The sequence below is a fragment of the Cupriavidus sp. HY129 genome (genome assembly GCF_059492215.1).
On record NZ_CP083254.1, the window covers coordinates 1,059,718 to 1,076,956 of the forward strand.

Here is a 17,239-nt window from a genome sequence, read left to right on the forward strand (position 1 = left end):
CACAAGAAGAGGAAAACCCTATGCACCGCATGCTCCGTTCCCGCCTGACTGCAGGCGTAGCGATGCCGCTGGCCTCCGTCTCTGCCTTCGCGCATCCCGGCCATGACGCCGCCACCGTTGGTGCCAGCCTCTGGGCCGGCCTGGCCCACCCGTTCACGGGCGCCGACCACCTGCTGGCGATGGCCGCCGTGGGCGTGTGGAGCGCGCTGGCAAGCTCGCCGCGCAGCGCCTTCGGCCAGACATCCAGGATGGATGTGCTGCGCTTGCCGCTCGCGTTCGTGGCGATGATGTTGGTGGGGGCCGCGCTCGGACTGGCTGGCGTGACGCTGCCAGCCGTCGAGCCGATGATCGCCGTCTCGCTGCTCGTGATCGGACTGCTGGTGGCCGCACGCGCGCGTCTGTCGGCATGGGCAGGCATGGCGATCGTCGGCGGCTTCGCGCTGTTTCACGGCTATGCGCACGGTGCTGAGTTGCCGGCCACTGCTGCGGCGCTGCCCTCGGTGCTGGCGTATGTGGGCGGCTTTGCTGTGGCCACGATGACGCTGCACGTGCTCGGCATTGGCGCGGGGACATTCCTTCGTCGTCACGCCGGCTGGCTGGCGCGCGTGGCTGGCGCTGGGGTGGCGCTGTACGGCGTCGGCCTGCTGGTCGCCTGATCTTCCCCCCCAGGAGCTTTCGCGATGATTCCCGGTGAACTGATGCTGCTCGACGGCGAGATCGAACTGAATGCGGGGCGTCCCACGGTCACCGTGACCGTGGCCAACACTGGCGACCGGCCGGTGCAGGTCGGCTCGCACTTCCATTTCTACGAAACCAACGCCGCGTTGTCGTTCAACCGCGAGGCCGCGCGCGGCTATCGCCTCGACATCGCCGCCGGCACGGCCGTGCGCTTCGAGCCGGGGCAGTCGCGCACGGTACAGCTCGTGGCGCTGGACGGTGACCGCATCGTCTATGGTTTCAACGGCAGAATCATGGGAGCACTCTGATGAGCGTGAAGATCTCCAGGCAGGCCTATGCCGAGATGTTCGGCCCGACCACGGGCGACAGGCTGCGCCTTGCCGACACGGACCTTGTGATCGAAGTCGAGCGCGATTTCACGATCTACGGCGAGGAAGTGAAGTTCGGCGGCGGCAAGGTGATTCGCGATGGCATGGGCCAGAGCCAGCGCATGTCGAAGGACTGCGTCGACACGGTGGTCACCAACGCACTGATCATCGACCACTGGGGCATCGTGAAGGCCGATATCGGGCTGAAGCACGGGCGCATCGCGGCAATCGGCAAGGCGGGTAATCCGGATATCCAGCCGGGGGTGACGATCATCGTCGGGCCGGGTACCGAGGTCATCGCGGGCGAGGGGATGATCGTCACTGCTGGCGGCATCGACACGCACATCCACTTCATCTGCCCGCAGCAGATCGAAGAAGCGTTGATGAGCGGCGTGACGACGATGATCGGCGGCGGCACCGGGCCGGCGACGGGCACCTATGCGACGACCGTGACGCCGGGCCCGTGGTACATGGAGCGGATGCTGCAGGCGGCCGATGCGTATCCGATGAACATCGGCTTTCTCGGCAAGGGCAACGCCAGCCTGGCGGCGCCGCTGACCGAGCAGGTGGAGGCGGGCGCCATCGGTTTGAAGCTGCACGAGGACTGGGGCACCACGCCGCAGGCGATCGACACCTGCCTGTCCGTGGCCGATGCCACCGATACCCAAGTGGCGATCCACACCGATACGCTCAACGAAGGCGGCTTTGTCGAGGCGACGATTGCCGCGTTCAAGGGCCGCACGATCCACACGTATCACACCGAAGGCGCGGGTGGCGGCCATGCGCCGGACATCATCAAGGTTTGCGGTGAGGCCAATGTGCTGCCGTCGTCGACCAATCCGACGCGCCCGTACACCGTGAACACGCTGGACGAGCACTTGGACATGCTGATGGTCTGCCATCACCTGGATCCGGCCATTGCGGAGGACATCGCGTTCGCCGAGTCGCGTATCCGTCGCGAGACCATCGCGGCCGAGGACATCCTGCATGACCTGGGCGCGTTCTCGATGATCTCGAGCGATTCGCAGGCCATGGGCCGCGTGGGCGAGGTGATCATTCGCACGTGGCAGACCGCGCACAAGATGGCCGCGCAGCGCGGCAAGTTGCCCGGCGATCCACACGATGCGCGCGGCGGGCACGACAACTTCCGCGTCAAGCGCTATATCGCCAAGTACACGATCAATCCGGCGCTCACGCACGGTATCGCGCACGAGGTGGGATCGATCGAAGTCGGCAAGTGGGCGGACCTGGTGTTCTGGAAGCCGGCCTTCTTCGGCGTGAAGCCGAGCCTGATTCTCAAGGGCGGAATGATCGCGGCGGCGGCGATGGGTGATCCGAATGCCTCGATCCCGACCCCGCAGCCGGTGCACTATCGTCCGATGTTCGCTTCGGCCGGCGGGGCGCTGCCGAGATCGTCGCTCACCTTCGTCTCGCAGGCGGCGCTGGCGGCGAATGTCGGCGAGCGCTACGGGCTGGCCAAGACGCTCACCGCAGTGCGCGGCACGCGTACCGTCAGCAAACGCGACATGGTGCACAATGACTGGCAGCCGCACGTCACCGTGGATCCGGAGACTTACCAGGTGGTAGCCGATGGTCAACTACTGACGTGCGAACCCGCCACAGTGCTGCCGATGGCGCAGCGCTATTTCCTGTTCTGACCCGTGATCAAGATCGACAAACACCTGCCCGCTCCGCACGGCATCGCGCCGGTACTCGTGCGCCGCGCGCCGAAGCTCGTCCTGCCGTTCGGCGAACGCAGCAAGAGCCGCCTGCGCGCCATCCTCGACAACGGCGCCGAGGCTGCGTTGTTCCTGCCGCGCGGCACCGTGCTGCGTGGCGGCGATCTTCTGGTGGCAGAAGACGGTACCTTCGTGGAAGTGCAGGCCGCAGCGGAGTCGGTGCTGCAGGTCACCGCGACCGACCCGCTGGCGCTGATGCGCGCAGCCTATCACCTGGGCAATCGCCACACGCCAGTGGAGGTCGGGCGCGATTACCTACGGCTGGAGTTTGACGCTGTGCTGGCCGACATGCTGGCCCGACTGGGTGTGCAAGCCGAGCGCGCGGACCTGCCATTCGAGCCCGAGGCTGGCGCCTATGGCGGCGGCCACAAGCACGGGCATGATGCGACGTTCGCGGAGGACTACGCGGCGGCGCAGGCAGTGTTCCACGAGCATCATGGGCACTCGCACTCGCACTCGCACTCGCACTCGCACTCGCACTCGCATGACCATGACCATGACCATGACCATGACCATGGTCACGTGCATGACGAGCATTGCGGTCACAAACATTGAGTTGCGCCTGACAGCATCAGCAGAGCCATCCCCATGACCGCGCTCCCCCAGCTCATCTCCCTGCTGCACCTTGCCTCGCCGGCGCTCCCCATCGGCGGCTTCAGCTATTCGCAGGGACTGGAGGCGGCCATCGATTGCGAGTTGGTGCGGGATGCGGCGACTGCCGAACGCTGGATTCGCGACAACCTCCTGCATGTGCAGGCCCAATGCGAGGCGCCTGTCTGGCTACTGCTGCATCGCGCGTGGCAGACGCAGGACCACGCCTCCGTGCGGCAATGGAACGACTGGTTTCATGCCACTCGGGAAACATCCGAACTGCGGCTCGAGACCGAGCAGATGGGCTGGTCGCTGGCGAAACTGATCGCGCAGATGGGTTGGGGTGACGATGCGTGCCGCGACCTGCTGCGCGACATGCGGCCGGTCTGCCTGCCCACGGCGTTTACCTCGGCGTGCGTGGCGCTAGGTATCGCTGCGCGTGAAGGCCTGGCCGCGTATCTCTTCAACTGGGCCGAAAACCAGGTGGCGGCCGCCATCAAGGCGGTGCCGCTCGGTCAGGTGGCGGGCCAGCAGATGCTGCTTGGTTTGCATCAGGCGGTGCTCGGCACCGTCGATGAAGCAGTGTGCCGCGCCGATGCAGTGCCACCATTGCTTTCCACGTTCTCCCCGATGCTAGGCGTACTGTCGGCGCGTCACGAGACGCAGTACTCCCGGCTGTTCCGATCCTGAGATCCGATCATGACTCGTACCAAGAAAAATCCTCCGTTGCGCGTTGGCGTGGGCGGCCCCGTCGGCTCCGGCAAGACCACGCTGCTCGAGATGCTGTGCAAGGCCATGCGTGACCGCTATGACCTGGTGGCGATCACCAACGACATCTATACGAAGGAAGACCAGCGCTTGCTGACGATCTCGGGCGCGCTGCCGGCCGAACGGATCATGGGTGTGGAAACGGGCGGGTGTCCCCACACCGCGATCCGCGAGGACGCCTCGATCAACCTCGAGGCCGTCGATCGGATGCTGGCGAAGTTTCCCGATGCCGATGTGGTGTTCATCGAATCGGGCGGAGACAATCTGGCTGCGACGTTCAGCCCGGAGCTTTCCGACCTGACGATCTATGTGATCGACGTGGCGGGCGGCGAGAAAATCCCGCGCAAGGGCGGGCCGGGCATCACGAAGTCCGATCTGCTGGTTATCAACAAGACCGACCTTGCGCCCTATGTTGGTGCGTCACTGGAGATCATGGAGAGCGACGCCCGCAAGATGCGCGGCGAGCGGCCCTTCGTGATGGGCAGCGTGAAGTTGGGGCAGGGACTTGATCAGGTGATTGCGTTCATCGAGCGGCAGGGCATGCTCGACGTGTAGCCGTGTAGCCGTGTAGCCGTGTAGCCGTGTAGCCGTGCAGCTACGCGGCTCCCCCCCATCCCTTCGCGCTGCTGGCTAGGCGATCTTGCGCAATTGTTTTCGCGCGAGCGCTCTTGCCACGCCGGCCACCACATCGCGGTCAGTGTCGCTGAGTTCCGTCATATAGCGCAGCGTGGCCTGTACCGCTGGTGATATCTCCGGGTTGAATGGCGCGCGTGCCGGCTCAACCGGCGCGTCCGCGCAATGACTGGAGAAATCCAGCATCACACTCGGCGCGACGCCCAGCGTGTCGGCGAGCGTGCAGATGTTGTACAGCGCAACATTGCGCGTGCCGCGTTCGATTCCGCTGAGGTACGATCGCGCGAGTCCGCTTTCGAGCGACAGCGCTTCCTGAGACCAGCCGCGCTGCTTGCGCAACCAGGTCAGATGCCGCCCGAACAGCTTGAGTGGATCCCCGGTCATAAGGTGCATTGTGGATATTAGGTCGCTACGTCGCCCGAGGCTAAAGGGTTTGACCTGTCGATCACGACAACTTATAGTTCGTCGTTCTATCGGTGCCAGATCTGCATTTCAAGGGATGCGCCCACTCAAGGGTGCGGCGCCGATCGCATGGACCGGACGGTTTCACACCGTGCCGAAACGGGGCAGTAGCGCATTGGCGATCGGGCGGAAAGCCGCATCGTACCGCCGTTGCGCATTCAGGGACCACTCGCGTCCCAGACTCCGTTCAGAGGGAATGCCATGCGGATCTACACGTTCTTCCATGCTCACCAGCGCGGCGATCTGCCGCACCTGAAGACTGCCACGACAAACGGTCTCGGTCACTGCTTATGTGTCATTCCGACAACGGCAGGGCTCGGTCACTCTTGCGATTACATCCATCTGCATGCCGGTGATCGCTATCCGGTCACAGTAGCCGGGCACCCGGAATGGTGGGCCTGCCTGCAAGGCGGCCTGCGCGTGCTCGATGGCGATGCGGAGCGCGCGGTGCTGGCCTGCGGTGATATTCATACCCCCGAAGTGCACCAGGCGGTCGAGTTACAGGCCGTGGTCGACAGCGTGCTGGTTCGCGCCATCCCACAGGCCGGCGAGGCCGGGCACTGCAATGCCGGCGCCGCCGAATTCATTGCGATCGATGCGGGCGAGGCCGAGTGGGCGCAGCATCTTCACGCGCGCGGGCTGGTCTGGGGTGTCTGCCATCGGGGCGTGCTCAACCTGCAATGGCGGGGCGGGGCGAGCGGCGGCGACGTTCAATCGACCTACCTTCAACCGGGCATGGCCTTCGCGCCGGAGGCTGATGACGACTACTGCATCGATGCGATGCTGTCCGGTGCCGGGCTGCTCTGCTGCATGCAGCCGGCACCGGTACCAGTACCGTCAGGCGCACACGCCCCGCAGGGCGAACGACAGGCTGCCTGACGCTGGCGTTAGCGCCGCTGGTATTGCGTGGCGCCGAACAGGACCTCGCGCTCCTTGTCGCCCTGTAGCGGCTTGCGTGCGCTGGCCAGGACCTCGACGCCGCGCTTGACCGCCGGACGTTCCGCGATGTCGTTGAACCAGCGCTTCAGGTGCGGATAGTCGTCCAGCTCCACGCCCTGGTTCTGCCAGCTACGCAGCCACGGGAACGTCGCGATATCGGCCACGGTGTAGGTGTCGCCTGCCAGATACTTGTGCGTCGACAACTGCTTGTCGATCACGCCGTAGAGGCGCTTGGCCTCGTTGGTGTAGCGATTGACGGCGTATTCGATCTTCTCCGGCGCGTAGATGCGGAAGTGGTGCGCCTGACCCAGCATTGGGCCGACACCGCCCATCTGGAACATCAGCCACTGCAGCGCCTCGTACTTGCCGCGCACGTCCTCGGGCAGGAACTTGCCGGTCTTGCCCGCCAGGTACAGCAGGATCGCACCCGATTCGAACAGCGAGATCGGCTGGCCGTCCGGGCCGTCGGTGTCGACGATCGCCGGGATCTTGTTGTTCGGGCTGATCTTGAGAAAGTCCTTGCCGAACTGGTCGCCGGCGCCGATGTTGATCGGATGGACCCTGTACTCGAGGCCGCACTCCTCGAGCATGATGTGGACTTTATGGCCGTTCGGTGTGGGCCAGGTGTAGGCGTCGATCATCTGCAACTGTCTCCATGGAAGATTCGCCGGGGCATTAGAGCACGAAAGAAATAACCCTGTTGGGCATGGATGATCTGTTCGTGGGATGGCACTTCGATGTCAAGCCCGGCAAGAAAAAAAGCCCGACAGTGACCTGTCGGGCTTTCCTGTTTCAGCAGCAGCGCATCACGAGCCGCGCGTGATCGGCATCTGGATGCTGTCCGGGTTCAGCTTCATGTGCTTGGCCAGTTCCAGCTTGGCGATCGCATTGCGGTGCACCTCGTCCGGACCATCGGCCAGACGCAGCGTGCGCTGGTGCGCCCACCAGTTGGCCAGCGGGAAGTCGCCCGACACACCCGCGGCGCCGTGCACCTGGATGGCCCAGTCGATCACGCGCAGGGCCACGTTCGGCGCCACCACCTTGATCATCGCAATCTCGGCCTTGGCAATCTTGTTGCCGACCGTGTCCATCATGTACGCGGCCTTCAGCGTCAGCAGGCGCGCCATCTCGATGTCGCAGCGGGCTTCGGCGATGCGTTCCTGCGTCACGCCCTGGCGGGCGATCTGCTTGCCGAATGCCACACGCTCCAGACTGCGCTTGCACATCAGTTCCAGCGCGCGTTCCGCCACGCCGATGCTGCGCATGCAGTGGTGGATACGGCCCGGGCCGAGGCGACCCTGGGCGATCTCGAAGCCGCGGCCTTCGCCCAACAGGATGTTGCTGACGGGCACGCGCACATTCTTCAGTTCGATTTCCATGTGGCCGTGCGGCGCGTCGTCGTAGCCGAACACCGGCAGGAAACGCTTGATGGTGATGCCCGGGGTATCGGCCGGCACCACGACCATCGACTGCTGCTCATGACGGCCAGCATTCGGATCGGTCTTGCCCATCACGATGTAGACCTTGCAGCGGGGATCGCCGGCGCCCGACGACCACCACTTGGTGCCGTTGATCACGTAGTGATCGCCATCGCGTTCGATGCGGCACTCGATGTTGGTGGCGTCCGACGAAGCCACGGCCGGCTCGGTCATCAGGAACGCCGAGCGGATCTCGCCGCGCAGCAGGGGCTCCAGCCACTCGTCCTTCAGTTCTTCCGAGGCGTAGCGCTCGAGCGTTTCCATGTTGCCGGTATCGGGCGCGGCGCAGTTGAACACCTCGGCCGACCAGGGCACACGGCCCATGATTTCGCACATCGGCGCGTATTCGAGGTTCGACAGGCCTTCCGGCGCGCGCTTCGAACGCGGCAGGAACAGGTTCCAGAGCCCGGCTTCACGCGCCAGCGGCTTCAGTTCCTCGATCACTTTGGTCGGAATCCACGCGTTGCCGGCCGCGCGATTGGCCTGGATCTCGGCGTAGAAGCGCTTCTCGTTGGGGTAAATGTGCTGGTCGAAGAACGCCAGCAGCCTGGCCTGCATTTCCTTGACCTTGGGCGTGTACTCGAATTGCATGAGGTCTCCTCGGTTACCTTTTGGGTGTGGTACCAGGCACGGTGTGCCGACGTTGGTTACTCTAGCGGAACCTGATCAATAAGAAAAATGAATTTTCTGGATTGGTCAGTATCAATATCCTGCATTCCGTGACAGAATGCATTCACTACAAACTGACGTCGTGTCGATCGGTTGCCGGCTGGCCCCAATGCCTGCTGCGCGATCTGGCGTGCGTCTCGTGCCAGTCAAGCATTCGCGCAGGAAGGTGCCATGCAGCTCAGCCGGATCGATCTCAATCTCTTCGTAGTATTCGACGCCATCTACAGCGAGGGGAGCATCACCGCTGCCGCGCGCCAGTTGAACCTGACGCAGCCGGCCGTGAGCCACGCGCTGGGCCGTCTGCGCACGCTGTTCGACGATCCGCTGTTCGAGCGCCGCGGGCAGGGCATGGCGCCGACGCCGCTGGCCCGCTCGTTGGCCGGGGAGGTGCGCGGGGCGTTGCAGTCCTTCGCGCGGACGCTGCAGGACACGCCGCACTTCGATCCCACCAACACCACGCGCCGGTTCACCATCGGCATGCGCGACGCGCTCGAATCCACGCTGCTGCCGCCGCTGATGGCGCGCGTGACCGCGATGGCGCCGCACGTGGAGATTGCGGCGATTCGCTTCGATCGGCGCGAGATGGAGTCCGAACTGCTGGCCGGCACGCTGGACGCCGCGATCGACATCCTGCTGCCGGTATCGCCGGCGATCCATCACGCCGCGTTCATGTCCGATCCGATGGTGGTGCTGGCGCGGCGCGATCATCCGCTGGTCAAGAAGGAGCTGACGCTCGAGCGCTATCTCGCGGCCGAGCACGTACACGTGTCCTCGCGGCGACGAGGCGCGGGGCTGGAGGACCAGGCGCTGCATCGCATGGGCCTGACGCGGCGGGTGCGCCTGCGTTGCCAGCACTATGCCGCCGCGTGCCGCGTGGTCAGTTGCACCGATCTGCTGGCCACGCTGCCGCTGCGATACGCGCGCATCGCCAACGAGCCCTATGCCAACCGCCTGCTGTCGCTGCCGTTCAAGGTGCCGTCGCTCGAACTGCATCTGTACTGGCACGCGGGCGGCGAGAACGACGGCGCGAACCGCTGGCTGCGCGAGCAGCTGATGACGGTGATGGAATCGCTGGGCAGTGGCATGACGGATGTCGCGTCGGCTGCCGAGTAACCCCGGGTTAACGCTGTCAGACAAACGCCGATTTCACCAGCGTGTGTGATCGCCAAGAATCGCCGGATCTTCTCGACAGGAGGGACGGCATGGCTGACACACTCATAGCGACTTCAACAGGATCTTCCGCGCAATCTGTCTCGCAGCGTGCCGCGAACCGGCACTGGCGCGGTGCGCTGGCCGGGGCGATGGTTTCCCTGCTGGCCGCATCGCTATCAGGCTGCGGCACGGTGGACAAGGAAGCGGGGACGTCCGCCGCATCGACCGATCCGGCCACGGAGACGGGGACGGTGCCGGCGTCTACCGAGGCCGTGGCGGCAGCCGGGTTGCCGCCCGCCGCCGAAGTTGCCTCGGGCTACCGCCCGGGGATGACCACGACCTACGCGCAGAAGCATATGGCCGCGGCCGCGAATCCACTGGCCACGGAGGCAGGTCGCGAGATGCTGCGTGCTGGCGGGTCGGCCATCGATGCCGCCGTGGCGATGCAGGCAGTGCTGACGCTGGTCGAGCCACAGGCTTCCGGGATAGGTGGCGGCGCCTTCATCATGTACTGGGACGGCAAGCGCGTGCAGACCTACGACGGCCGCGAAACGGCACCCGCTGGCGCCACCGAGAACCTGTTCATGCGTGCCGATGGCAAGCCGATGGAGTTCTCGGCAGGGCAGATCGGTGGGCGTTCGGTCGGCGTGCCGGGCGTGTTGCGCGCGCTGGAGCTCGCGCATCGCCAGCATGGTCGCTTGCCTTGGGCACGCCTGTTCGAGCCAGCCATCGCACTGGCCGACAAGGGCTTTCCGATCTCGCAGCGCCTCTATACGCAGGTCGCCGCGGACAAGTTTCTGATCGACTCCCCCGAGATGAAGGCGTATTTCCTCGACGATCAGGGCAAGCCGAAGCCGGTCGGCACGCTGGTCAGGAATCCGCAACTCGCGCAGACATTGAGGGAAATCGCCAGACACGGGCCGGACGTGTTCTACAACGGTCCCATCGCGCGTGACATCGCAGCCAAGGTCAACGCCCATGCGAACCCCGGCAGCCTGTCCGTGGCCGATCTGAAGGGGTACAAGGCCAAGGAGCGCCCGCCGGTCTGCACGAACTACAAGGCCTGGAAGGTCTGCGGGATGCCGCCGCCTTCGTCGGGTGGCATCGCGATCGCGCAGATTCTCGGCAACCTCGAAGCACTCGAAAAGCGCGATCCCCGCTATGCGCTGGCAAAGCTCAAGCCGACCCAGGTCAACACGCCGGCGGGGTTCGAGGCCAATCCGCTGGCGGTGCACGCCATCTCGGAGGCTGACCGTCTGGCCTACGCGGACCGTGGGCTCTACGTGGCCGATGCCGATTACGTGCCGGTAGACGTGAGCGCGCTCGTGAACCCGCAATACCTGGCCGAGCGTGCCGAACTGATTGGCGACAAGAGCATGGGCAAGGCCGAACCGGGCACGCCGCCCGGGGTCAACGTTGCCTTCGCGCCTGACCGCTCGCCACCGCGCATTTCCACGTCGCAGGTGGCGGCGGTGGATGACCGTGGTGGCGCGTTGTCGATGACCACGACGGTCGAGTCGTACTTCGGCTCGCACATCATGGTGCGTGGCTTCATGCTGAACAACCAGCTGACCGACTTCTCGTTCAACCCGACCGAGAACGGCAAGCCTGTGGCCAATCGCGTGCAGGCTGGCAAGCGGCCGCGCTCGTCGATGGCGCCGACGCTGGTGTTTGACCGCAAGAGTGGCAGGCTGGTGGCGGCGCTTGGCTCTCCGGGCGGTTCGCAGATCATCGAGTATGTCTCGAAGACGCTGGTCGGCCTGCTCGACTGGAACATGGACGTGCAGCAGGCCGTGAGCATGGCGAACTTCGGTAGCCGTAACGGTCCGACGGAAGTCGAGCGCGGGCTGGTGACACCCCAACTGGTGCAGGCGCTCAAGGATCAGGGCCATCAGGTGGCCGAGATCGAGATGACCAGCGGCACGCAGGCGATCATGCGCAAGGCGGGCCCGAATGGTCGGCCAGTCTGGGCTGGCGGCGCTGATCCACGGCGTGAGGGCGTGGCGCTGGGCGATTGAGTGCGTCGCGGATTGCACCCCTCTCCCGCGCGGGTGAGGGGCCGGGGAACAACGCTGGCGCTTCAGGTTCCTGTCATGACTGGCCAATGAAGAACGGGCGCGAATATCGCGCCCGTTCTTCATGCATAAGCCTTCCGCGGTAATCAGGCGTCCAGCTTCACCCCGGCCGCCTTCACCACCTGCGCCCAGCGCTTCTCCTCCGTCCCGAACCACTTGCCGGTCTCGGCCGGCGACATGGTCACGACTTCGGCGCCTTGCCCGGCCAGTTGGGCGCGGATCTCCGGGGTGCGGATGATGCGGATCAGCTCGGCATTGATCCGCGAGACGATGGCATCCGGCATTCCGACTGGCGCCATCACGCCTTGCCACGTTCCCGATTCGAAATTCGCCACGCCGCTCTCGGCGATGGTGGGCGTCTGGCTGACCAGGGCCATGCGCGAGCGTTTCGACACCGCCAGCAGCTTGAGTTTGCCGGCCTGCACCTGCGGCCAGGTGGCCAGCATCCCGTTCATCAGCACCTGCGCGGTGCCACCCACGGTATCGGAAATGGCCTGCGACCCGCCCTTGTAGGGCACGTATTGCCACGCCGCGCCGGTGGCCTGCTGCACGGCCACGCCAGCCAGGTGCGGCGCGCTGCCGATCGCCGTGACCGCGAAGTTCAGGGTCTGCTTGTGCGACAGGGCAACCAGTTCCTTGAGGTTGCTGACCTGCACGGACGGGTGGACGACCAGAAGGTGCGGGGAGTAGGCCAGCATGGCTACGCCCTTGAGGTCCTTGTTCGGATCGAAGGTGAGTTTCGTGTAGACCGACGGGCTGATCGCCAGCGCGCCGACATCGCACAGCAGCAGCGTGTGGTTGTCCGTGCCGGCCTGCGCGACCATCGCCGCGCCGATATTGCCATTGGCGCCCGGACGGTTGTCGACCACGATCGGCTGGCCCAGTGCCTCGCCGAGCTGCTTGCTGATCAGGCGCGCGATGATGTCCGACGAGCCGCCGGCCGGGTAGGGCACCACCAGCCGGATTGGCCGGCTCGGCCATTTGTCGTCGGCCCATGCGGAGGCGGGGGCGAGGATACCAGCGGTACCGAGGGTGCCAAGGGCGGCCAGGCCCGAAGCCTGGCCAAGGAATTGGCGGCGAGAGGTCATGCTGTGTCTCCAGTCAACACTTATCATAAGATGTCGTACAACTAGAGCCAAGTGTAGACAGGATTCTGGTGAGGGTCTATCAGGAAAATACGGAGATGGGCTGGATTTTCGGCCTCGAAGCGGCTAGGCGACGGGCTGCGTACTCAGTCGTCAGATGACTTCGGCGCTGCTTCACGCACTGGTTTTTCCCGGGCTGGCCCCTCTTGCACGGAAGGAAGAGGGGCCCCGGATGCGCATCGGATCAAGTGTTACCTATGTTCTTGAACACCTGTGGCCGATGCGCAGGCCGCCATCAGGCGCCCGACTTCTGCGCGTAGGCCCAGCCCATCTCGGCCATCGGGCGGGCGCGCTTGCCGGCGTCCGTGGCCTGTGCCGACGATGCGGTGCCATCGACCACGCGCTTCATGATGCCCTGCAGGATGCCGGCGATGCGGAACATGCTGAAGGCCAGATAGAAATTCCAGTCGCCCGTGATCTGGCGGCCCGTGCGCTGCTCGTACAGGCGGCGATAGGTGGCCTCGTCAGGGATGCCAAGCGCCTGGTAGTCGAGTCCGGCGATGCCGCGGAACTGGCCCGGCTGGATATGCCAGCTCATGCAGTGGTAGCCGAAGTCGGCCATCGGATGGCCCAGCGTGGACAGTTCCCAGTCCAGCACCGCCAGCACCTTGGGCTCGGTCGGGTGGAACATCAGGTTGTCCAGGCGGTAGTCGCCGTGGACGATGCTGGTCAGGTCCACATCCTCCTGCGGAATATGGTCCGGCAGCCAGGCCATCAACTGGTCCATGGCCGGGATCGACTCGGTTTCCGACAGCTTGTACTGCTTGCTCCAGCGTTCGATCTGACGCTGGAAGTAGTTGCCCGGCTTGCCGTAGTCGGCCAGCCCGATCGCCTTGTAGTCCACCGTGTGCAGCGCGGCGATGACGCGGTTCATTTCGTCATAGATCGCACCACGTTCGGACTTGGTCATGTCCGGCAGGGACTGGTCCCACAGCACGCGGCCACCGACGAACTCCATGATGTAGAACGCGCGGCCGATCACCTCTTCGTCCTCGCACAGCGCGAACATCCGGGCCACGGGCACGTCGGTGCCGGCCAGCGCCGCCATCACGCGATACTCGCGCTCGATGGCGTGCGCGGAAGGCAGCAGTTTCGACTTCGGTCCCGGTTTGGCACGCATGACGTAGGTCTGGCCCGGCGTGATCAGCTTGAAAGTCGGGTTTGACTGGCCGCCCTTGAACTGCTCCACGGTCAGCGGGCCCGCGAAGCCGTCCACATGCTCCCGCATCCAGGATTCGAGGGCGCCGACGTCGAAACGCTGCTGGTCGGCCACGGGGCGGGTGCCTTCAAAGTGCGATACGTTGGTGCTCATGCTGTCTCCGGGTGTCCTTATGTGTTGTGTCTTCTCGGGGGCTTAGCGGTAGTTTGGCTTGCGCTTCTCGAGGAACGCGCTGATGCCTTCTCCACCGTCCTTGTGATGCAGTGCGGCCACGAAGCTGTCGCGTTCGGCGGCCAGGTGCTCGGTCAGGGTCGCGGTGCCCGCGTGGTTGATCAGCGCCTTGATGCCGCTGACCGCGTTGGGCGATTCCTTGGCCAGATTTTCGGCGATGCGCAGCGCTTCAGTCAGGGCCTGCCCCGGCGCCGCCACGCGATTGACGATGCCGAAGTGCGCCAGGCGCGCCGGATCCACCGGCTTGCCTTCCATCATGATCTCGCTGGCAAGCTGGCGCGGCAGCATACGCGCGATCTCGTACGAGCCGCCACCGTCAGGTGTCAGACCGACCTTGACGTAGGCCATCACGAACTTGGCATCGCTGGCGGCCACGACGAAATCGCACGCCAGTACCAGCGAGAATCCCGCGCCGGCGGCCGGGCCCTCGACCGCCGCGATGATCGGCTTGGGGAAGGCGTGGAACGACTCGATCCACTGGTTGAGGACTTCGATGCTGTCTGCCTGTACCGACGGTGGTTGCGAACGGTTGCCGAGCAGTCGGTTCAGATTGCCGCCGGCACAGAACACGCCATCGGCACCCGTCAGGATCACGGCACGGATCGAATCGTCGCGGGCGGCGACTTCGAGCGCTTCCGCCGAAGCGGCGTAGATGTCCGGATGCAGCGCGTTACGCGCTTCGGGGTTGGAGATGGTCAGTACGAGCGTCGAGTCGACGCGTTCGGAAAGTAGTTGGGCGGTCACGGCAGCCTCTTGATCTGGCGGAAATGAAAAAGGCGCCCCGTGTCTCGTCGGGGCGCCTGCGTGGGGTCAGGCTTCTTCGGTCAGCAACGACAGGCCAAGTCCGGCGCGGCGCCACAGCCACGGGCTCGGACGGTAGCGCATGTCGCCGGTCAGGCGGTTCAGGTTGCGCAGGACTTCAAGGATCAGGTCGGCGCCGATCGTGTCGCCGAGTGCCAGCGGGCCCTTCGGATAGCCCAGGCCCAGGTGCACGGCCAGGTCGATGTCGGTCGGGGTGGCGATGCGTTGCTGCGCGATGTCGCTGGCGATGTTGACGATGCAGCTGATCACGCGCTGTGCAACGAATCCGGCCGAATCGCGAATCACCGTCACCGGCACGCCGTCGCTGGCGAACAGGCCGTGCGCGGCGTCGCGTGCGGCGGCGCTGGTGGCCGGCGTGGTCATCAGCGTGCGGCGCTTGGTGGCCTCGAACGGCATCAGGGTGTCGATGGCAACCACGCGCGTGGCGTCAAGGCCTTCCTCGAGTGCAGCGGTGGTTGCGTCCAGACCCAGCGGCGTCACCACGATCAGCGCGTCAGCCGGCGGCTGGTTGCCAGCCTCGACCGTGACACCCAGGGCGGTCAGCAGCTTGACGGTCATCGCATGGCCACGCTCGTTGGCGCGGCTCACCCACACGCTGGCAGGGCGCGCAGCCGGCACCGGCGCGGCGGCCGGTACCTGCTTCTGGCCGTTGGGGTAGGCGTAGAAGCCCGCGCCGGTCTTGCGGCCGAGCAGGCCACCGACCGAACGCAGCGACGTGATCGGCGACGGACGGTAACGGGGCTCCTGGTAGAACTGGTTGTAGATCGACTCCATCACCGGGTGCGATACGTCAAGACCGGTCAGGTCCATCAGCTCGAACGGGCCCATGCGGAAGCCAGCCTGCTCGCGCATGATGTTGTCGATGTCGACGAACTCGGCCACGCCTTCCTGTGCAACCTTGAGCCCTTCGATGTTCATGCCGCGGCCAGCGTGATTGACGATGAAGCCGGGCATGTCCTTGCAGCGCACCGGCGTATGGCCCATGCGGCGCGACAGTTCCATCAGGCGGTCGCCCACGGCCGGGTCGCCCGAGATGCCATCCACGACTTCCACCACCTTCATCAGCGGCACCGGATTGAAGAAGTGATAGCCGACCACGCGACCGGGCTTCTTCGCGCCCACGGCGATGGCCGTGATCGACAGCGACGAAGTGTTCGACGCGATCACGGCATCATCGCGCACGACGGCTTCAAGCTTGGCCACCAGGTCACGCTTGACATCGAGCCTCTCGACGATGGCTTCCAGCACCATGTCGCACGCGGCCAGGTCTTCCAGCGCGGCGCAGGCCTTCACGCGGGCCAGCGCGGCCTCGCCGTCGGCGGCGCTCATCTTGCCTTTCTCGGCCAGCTTGGTGAAGGTATCCTGCAGATACTGGCGTGCTGCCGCCACGGCCTGGGCATTCGTGTCGAACAGGTTGACGGTCAGGCCAGCCTGCGCGGCGATCTGGGCGATGCCGCGGCCCATGGCGCCAGTGCCGACGATGCCGAGCGTTTGGATGGTGGAATTGCTCATCGTTCGTCCAAAAAAGTTGTGGTTAAATTAGCACGATCGTACGTTTTTTGCACTCGCCGCGACAGACGGGGCGCGCACGCCGCGTGCGCTGATCGGACAGAAACGGCAGTGCGGGGAACGATGAGGCGACTTCGGGTCGACTCCGACGATCTCACACTACTACGGAGAGAGACAACATGCTGAAGCTCTGCGGCTTTGCGGCCAGCAATTACTACAACAAGGTCAAGCTGGCGATGCTGGAGAAGAACCAGCCATTCGAGGAAGTGCTGGCCTGGCTGGGGCAGACCGACCTGCAGGCCTCGCCGCTCGGCAAGGTTCCCTACATCATCACCGATGCGGGCCCGCTGTGCGAGTCCGAGGTGATCGACGAGTATATCGAGGCGGCCTATCCGGGGTCGCCGCTGTTGCCGAAAGACCCTTATCAGGCCGCCAAGGTACGCGAGGTCATCACGTTTCTGGAGTTGTACCTGGAACTGACAGCGCGCGAACTTTACCCGGAAGCGTTCTTTGGCGGCAAGGTCAGCGACAGTATCAAGGAGCGCCAGCGCAAGCTGCTCGACCGGTACATCCCCGGCTTCGCGAAACTGGCGAAGTTCTCGCCCTACATCGCGGGCGATACTTTCACGCTGGCCGATTGCGCCGCCATCTGCCACCTGCCGCTGATCTCGTCTTGCACGAAGATCATCTACGGCGAAGACCTGCTGGCCGGCCTGCCGGCCAAGGACTACCTGAAGGCGATGGCCGAACGTCCGTCCGTGCAGAAGGTCAACGCGGATCGCAAGGTAAATCTGGAGCAGATGGTCGCCAGGAACAAGTAA

17 protein-coding genes are annotated in these 17,239 nt (G+C 65.0%); 10 read left to right on the forward strand and 7 right to left on the reverse strand.

Annotated features, from left to right (window positions below; genetic code table 11):
- The first annotated feature begins 20 nt into the window (after nt 1–20).
- From K6G35_RS04920 to ureG, 6 genes are read left to right on the forward strand one after another with little or no spacing between them, the layout of a single operon-like run.
- Complete coding sequence (locus K6G35_RS04920; protein ID WP_495676153.1) at nt 21–656, forward strand: HupE/UreJ family protein; 636 nt, start codon at nt 21–23, stop codon at nt 654–656.
- A 24-nt stretch (nt 657–680) separates the two neighbouring features.
- A complete protein-coding gene (locus K6G35_RS04925) occupies nt 681–986 on the forward strand; it encodes an urease subunit beta (protein WP_495676154.1) in 306 nt (101 codons plus the stop codon).
- Complete coding sequence (gene ureC / locus K6G35_RS04930) at nt 986–2,704, forward strand: urease subunit alpha (RefSeq protein WP_008643414.1); 1,719 nt, start codon at nt 986–988, stop codon at nt 2,702–2,704. Before K6G35_RS04925 ends, ureC begins: the two co-directional genes overlap by 1 nt.
- 3 nt (nt 2,705–2,707) lie before the next feature.
- Nucleotides 2,708–3,340 carry an urease accessory protein UreE gene (gene ureE / locus K6G35_RS04935; protein ID WP_495676155.1) on the forward strand — a complete coding sequence of 211 codons (633 nt, stop codon included), beginning with the start codon at nt 2,708–2,710 and terminating at the stop codon, nt 3,338–3,340.
- Nucleotides 3,341–3,373: 33 nt separating this feature from the next.
- The gene (locus tag K6G35_RS04940) at nt 3,374–4,066 is read left to right on the forward strand and encodes an urease accessory protein UreF (protein WP_495676156.1); all 693 of its coding nucleotides are present in this window, start codon (nt 3,374–3,376) and stop codon (nt 4,064–4,066) included.
- 9 nt (nt 4,067–4,075) lie between these two features.
- Nucleotides 4,076–4,699 (forward strand): urease accessory protein UreG, encoded by a 624-nt coding sequence (gene ureG / locus K6G35_RS04945; protein WP_035881742.1) that lies wholly within the window; start codon nt 4,076–4,078, stop codon nt 4,697–4,699.
- Between the two features lie 75 nt (nt 4,700–4,774).
- Here the strand turns inward: ureG and K6G35_RS04950 are convergent, their stop codons facing one another.
- Nucleotides 4,775–5,170, reverse strand: a complete 396-nt coding sequence (locus K6G35_RS04950) for a helix-turn-helix domain-containing protein (protein ID WP_008643418.1) — start codon at nt 5,168–5,170, stop codon at nt 4,775–4,777.
- Between the two features lie 270 nt (nt 5,171–5,440).
- Between K6G35_RS04950 and K6G35_RS04955 the strand changes: the two genes are divergently transcribed.
- Complete coding sequence (locus tag K6G35_RS04955; RefSeq protein ID WP_495676157.1) at nt 5,441–6,118, forward strand: hypothetical protein; 678 nt, start codon at nt 5,441–5,443, stop codon at nt 6,116–6,118.
- An 8-nt stretch (nt 6,119–6,126) separates the two neighbouring features.
- On the opposite strand, the gene K6G35_RS04960 is transcribed toward K6G35_RS04955, so the two are convergent.
- Together K6G35_RS04960 and K6G35_RS04965 are read right to left on the reverse strand one after the other, a co-directional pair.
- Complete coding sequence (locus K6G35_RS04960; protein WP_495676158.1) at nt 6,127–6,819, reverse strand: glutathione binding-like protein; 693 nt, start codon at nt 6,817–6,819, stop codon at nt 6,127–6,129.
- 165 nt (nt 6,820–6,984) lie between these two features.
- The gene (locus tag K6G35_RS04965; protein WP_017515677.1) at nt 6,985–8,247 is read right to left on the reverse strand and encodes an acyl-CoA dehydrogenase family protein; all 1,263 of its coding nucleotides are present in this window, start codon (nt 8,245–8,247) and stop codon (nt 6,985–6,987) included.
- 249 nt (nt 8,248–8,496) lie between these two features.
- On the opposite strand from K6G35_RS04965, the gene K6G35_RS04970 reads away from it, so the two are divergent.
- Nucleotides 8,497–9,438 carry a LysR family transcriptional regulator gene (locus K6G35_RS04970; RefSeq protein ID WP_008643425.1) on the forward strand — a complete coding sequence of 314 codons (942 nt, stop codon included), beginning with the start codon at nt 8,497–8,499 and terminating at the stop codon, nt 9,436–9,438.
- 89 nt (nt 9,439–9,527) lie between these two features.
- Nucleotides 9,528–11,495, forward strand: a complete 1,968-nt coding sequence (gene ggt, locus K6G35_RS04975; protein WP_495676159.1) for a gamma-glutamyltransferase — start codon at nt 9,528–9,530, stop codon at nt 11,493–11,495.
- Nucleotides 11,496–11,638: 143 nt separating this feature from the next.
- Here ggt and K6G35_RS04980 read toward each other — a convergent pair whose 3' ends face one another.
- The 4 genes from K6G35_RS04980 to K6G35_RS04995 form a co-directional block, all read right to left on the reverse strand.
- Nucleotides 11,639–12,640: a Bug family tripartite tricarboxylate transporter substrate binding protein gene (locus K6G35_RS04980; RefSeq protein WP_008643428.1), complete on the reverse strand. Its 1,002-nt coding sequence runs from the start codon at nt 12,638–12,640 to the stop codon at nt 11,639–11,641.
- A 292-nt stretch (nt 12,641–12,932) separates the two neighbouring features.
- Complete coding sequence (locus K6G35_RS04985; RefSeq protein ID WP_008643430.1) at nt 12,933–14,009, reverse strand: phosphotransferase; 1,077 nt, start codon at nt 14,007–14,009, stop codon at nt 12,933–12,935.
- A gap of 42 nt (nt 14,010–14,051) precedes the next feature.
- A complete protein-coding gene (locus K6G35_RS04990; protein ID WP_008643432.1) occupies nt 14,052–14,831 on the reverse strand; it encodes an oxepin-CoA hydrolase, alternative type in 780 nt (259 codons plus the stop codon).
- A gap of 66 nt (nt 14,832–14,897) precedes the next feature.
- Nucleotides 14,898–16,421: a 3-hydroxyacyl-CoA dehydrogenase gene (locus tag K6G35_RS04995; RefSeq protein ID WP_008643434.1), complete on the reverse strand. Its 1,524-nt coding sequence runs from the start codon at nt 16,419–16,421 to the stop codon at nt 14,898–14,900.
- 176 nt (nt 16,422–16,597) lie between these two features.
- Between K6G35_RS04995 and K6G35_RS05000 the strand changes: the two genes are divergently transcribed.
- A complete protein-coding gene (locus K6G35_RS05000) occupies nt 16,598–17,239 on the forward strand; it encodes a glutathione S-transferase (RefSeq protein ID WP_008643435.1) in 642 nt (213 codons plus the stop codon).

What these genes read in the sequence shown, in the direction of transcription:
- K6G35_RS04920 (WP_495676153.1), top strand. Translation starts at nt 21, where the DNA reads ATGCACCGCATGCTCCGTTCCCGCCTGACTGCAGGCGTAGCGATGCCG.
- K6G35_RS04925 (WP_495676154.1), top strand. Translation starts at nt 681, where the DNA reads ATGATTCCCGGTGAACTGATGCTGCTCGACGGCGAGATCGAACTGAAT.
- ureC (WP_008643414.1), top strand. Translation starts at nt 986, where the DNA reads ATGAGCGTGAAGATCTCCAGGCAGGCCTATGCCGAGATGTTCGGCCCG.
- K6G35_RS04940 (WP_495676156.1), top strand. Translation starts at nt 3,374, where the DNA reads ATGACCGCGCTCCCCCAGCTCATCTCCCTGCTGCACCTTGCCTCGCCG.
- ureG (WP_035881742.1), top strand. Translation starts at nt 4,076, where the DNA reads ATGACTCGTACCAAGAAAAATCCTCCGTTGCGCGTTGGCGTGGGCGGC.
- K6G35_RS04950 (WP_008643418.1), bottom strand. Translation starts at nt 5,170, where the DNA reads ATGCACCTTATGACCGGGGATCCACTCAAGCTGTTCGGGCGGCATCTG.
- K6G35_RS04955 (WP_495676157.1), top strand. Translation starts at nt 5,441, where the DNA reads ATGCGGATCTACACGTTCTTCCATGCTCACCAGCGCGGCGATCTGCCG.
- K6G35_RS04960 (WP_495676158.1), bottom strand. Translation starts at nt 6,819, where the DNA reads ATGATCGACGCCTACACCTGGCCCACACCGAACGGCCATAAAGTCCAC.
- K6G35_RS04965 (WP_017515677.1), bottom strand. Translation starts at nt 8,247, where the DNA reads ATGCAATTCGAGTACACGCCCAAGGTCAAGGAAATGCAGGCCAGGCTG.
- K6G35_RS04970 (WP_008643425.1), top strand. Translation starts at nt 8,497, where the DNA reads ATGCAGCTCAGCCGGATCGATCTCAATCTCTTCGTAGTATTCGACGCC.
- ggt (WP_495676159.1), top strand. Translation starts at nt 9,528, where the DNA reads ATGGCTGACACACTCATAGCGACTTCAACAGGATCTTCCGCGCAATCT.
- K6G35_RS04980 (WP_008643428.1), bottom strand. Translation starts at nt 12,640, where the DNA reads ATGACCTCTCGCCGCCAATTCCTTGGCCAGGCTTCGGGCCTGGCCGCC.
- K6G35_RS04985 (WP_008643430.1), bottom strand. Translation starts at nt 14,009, where the DNA reads ATGAGCACCAACGTATCGCACTTTGAAGGCACCCGCCCCGTGGCCGAC.
- K6G35_RS04995 (WP_008643434.1), bottom strand. Translation starts at nt 16,421, where the DNA reads ATGAGCAATTCCACCATCCAAACGCTCGGCATCGTCGGCACTGGCGCC.
- K6G35_RS05000 (WP_008643435.1), top strand. Translation starts at nt 16,598, where the DNA reads ATGCTGAAGCTCTGCGGCTTTGCGGCCAGCAATTACTACAACAAGGTC.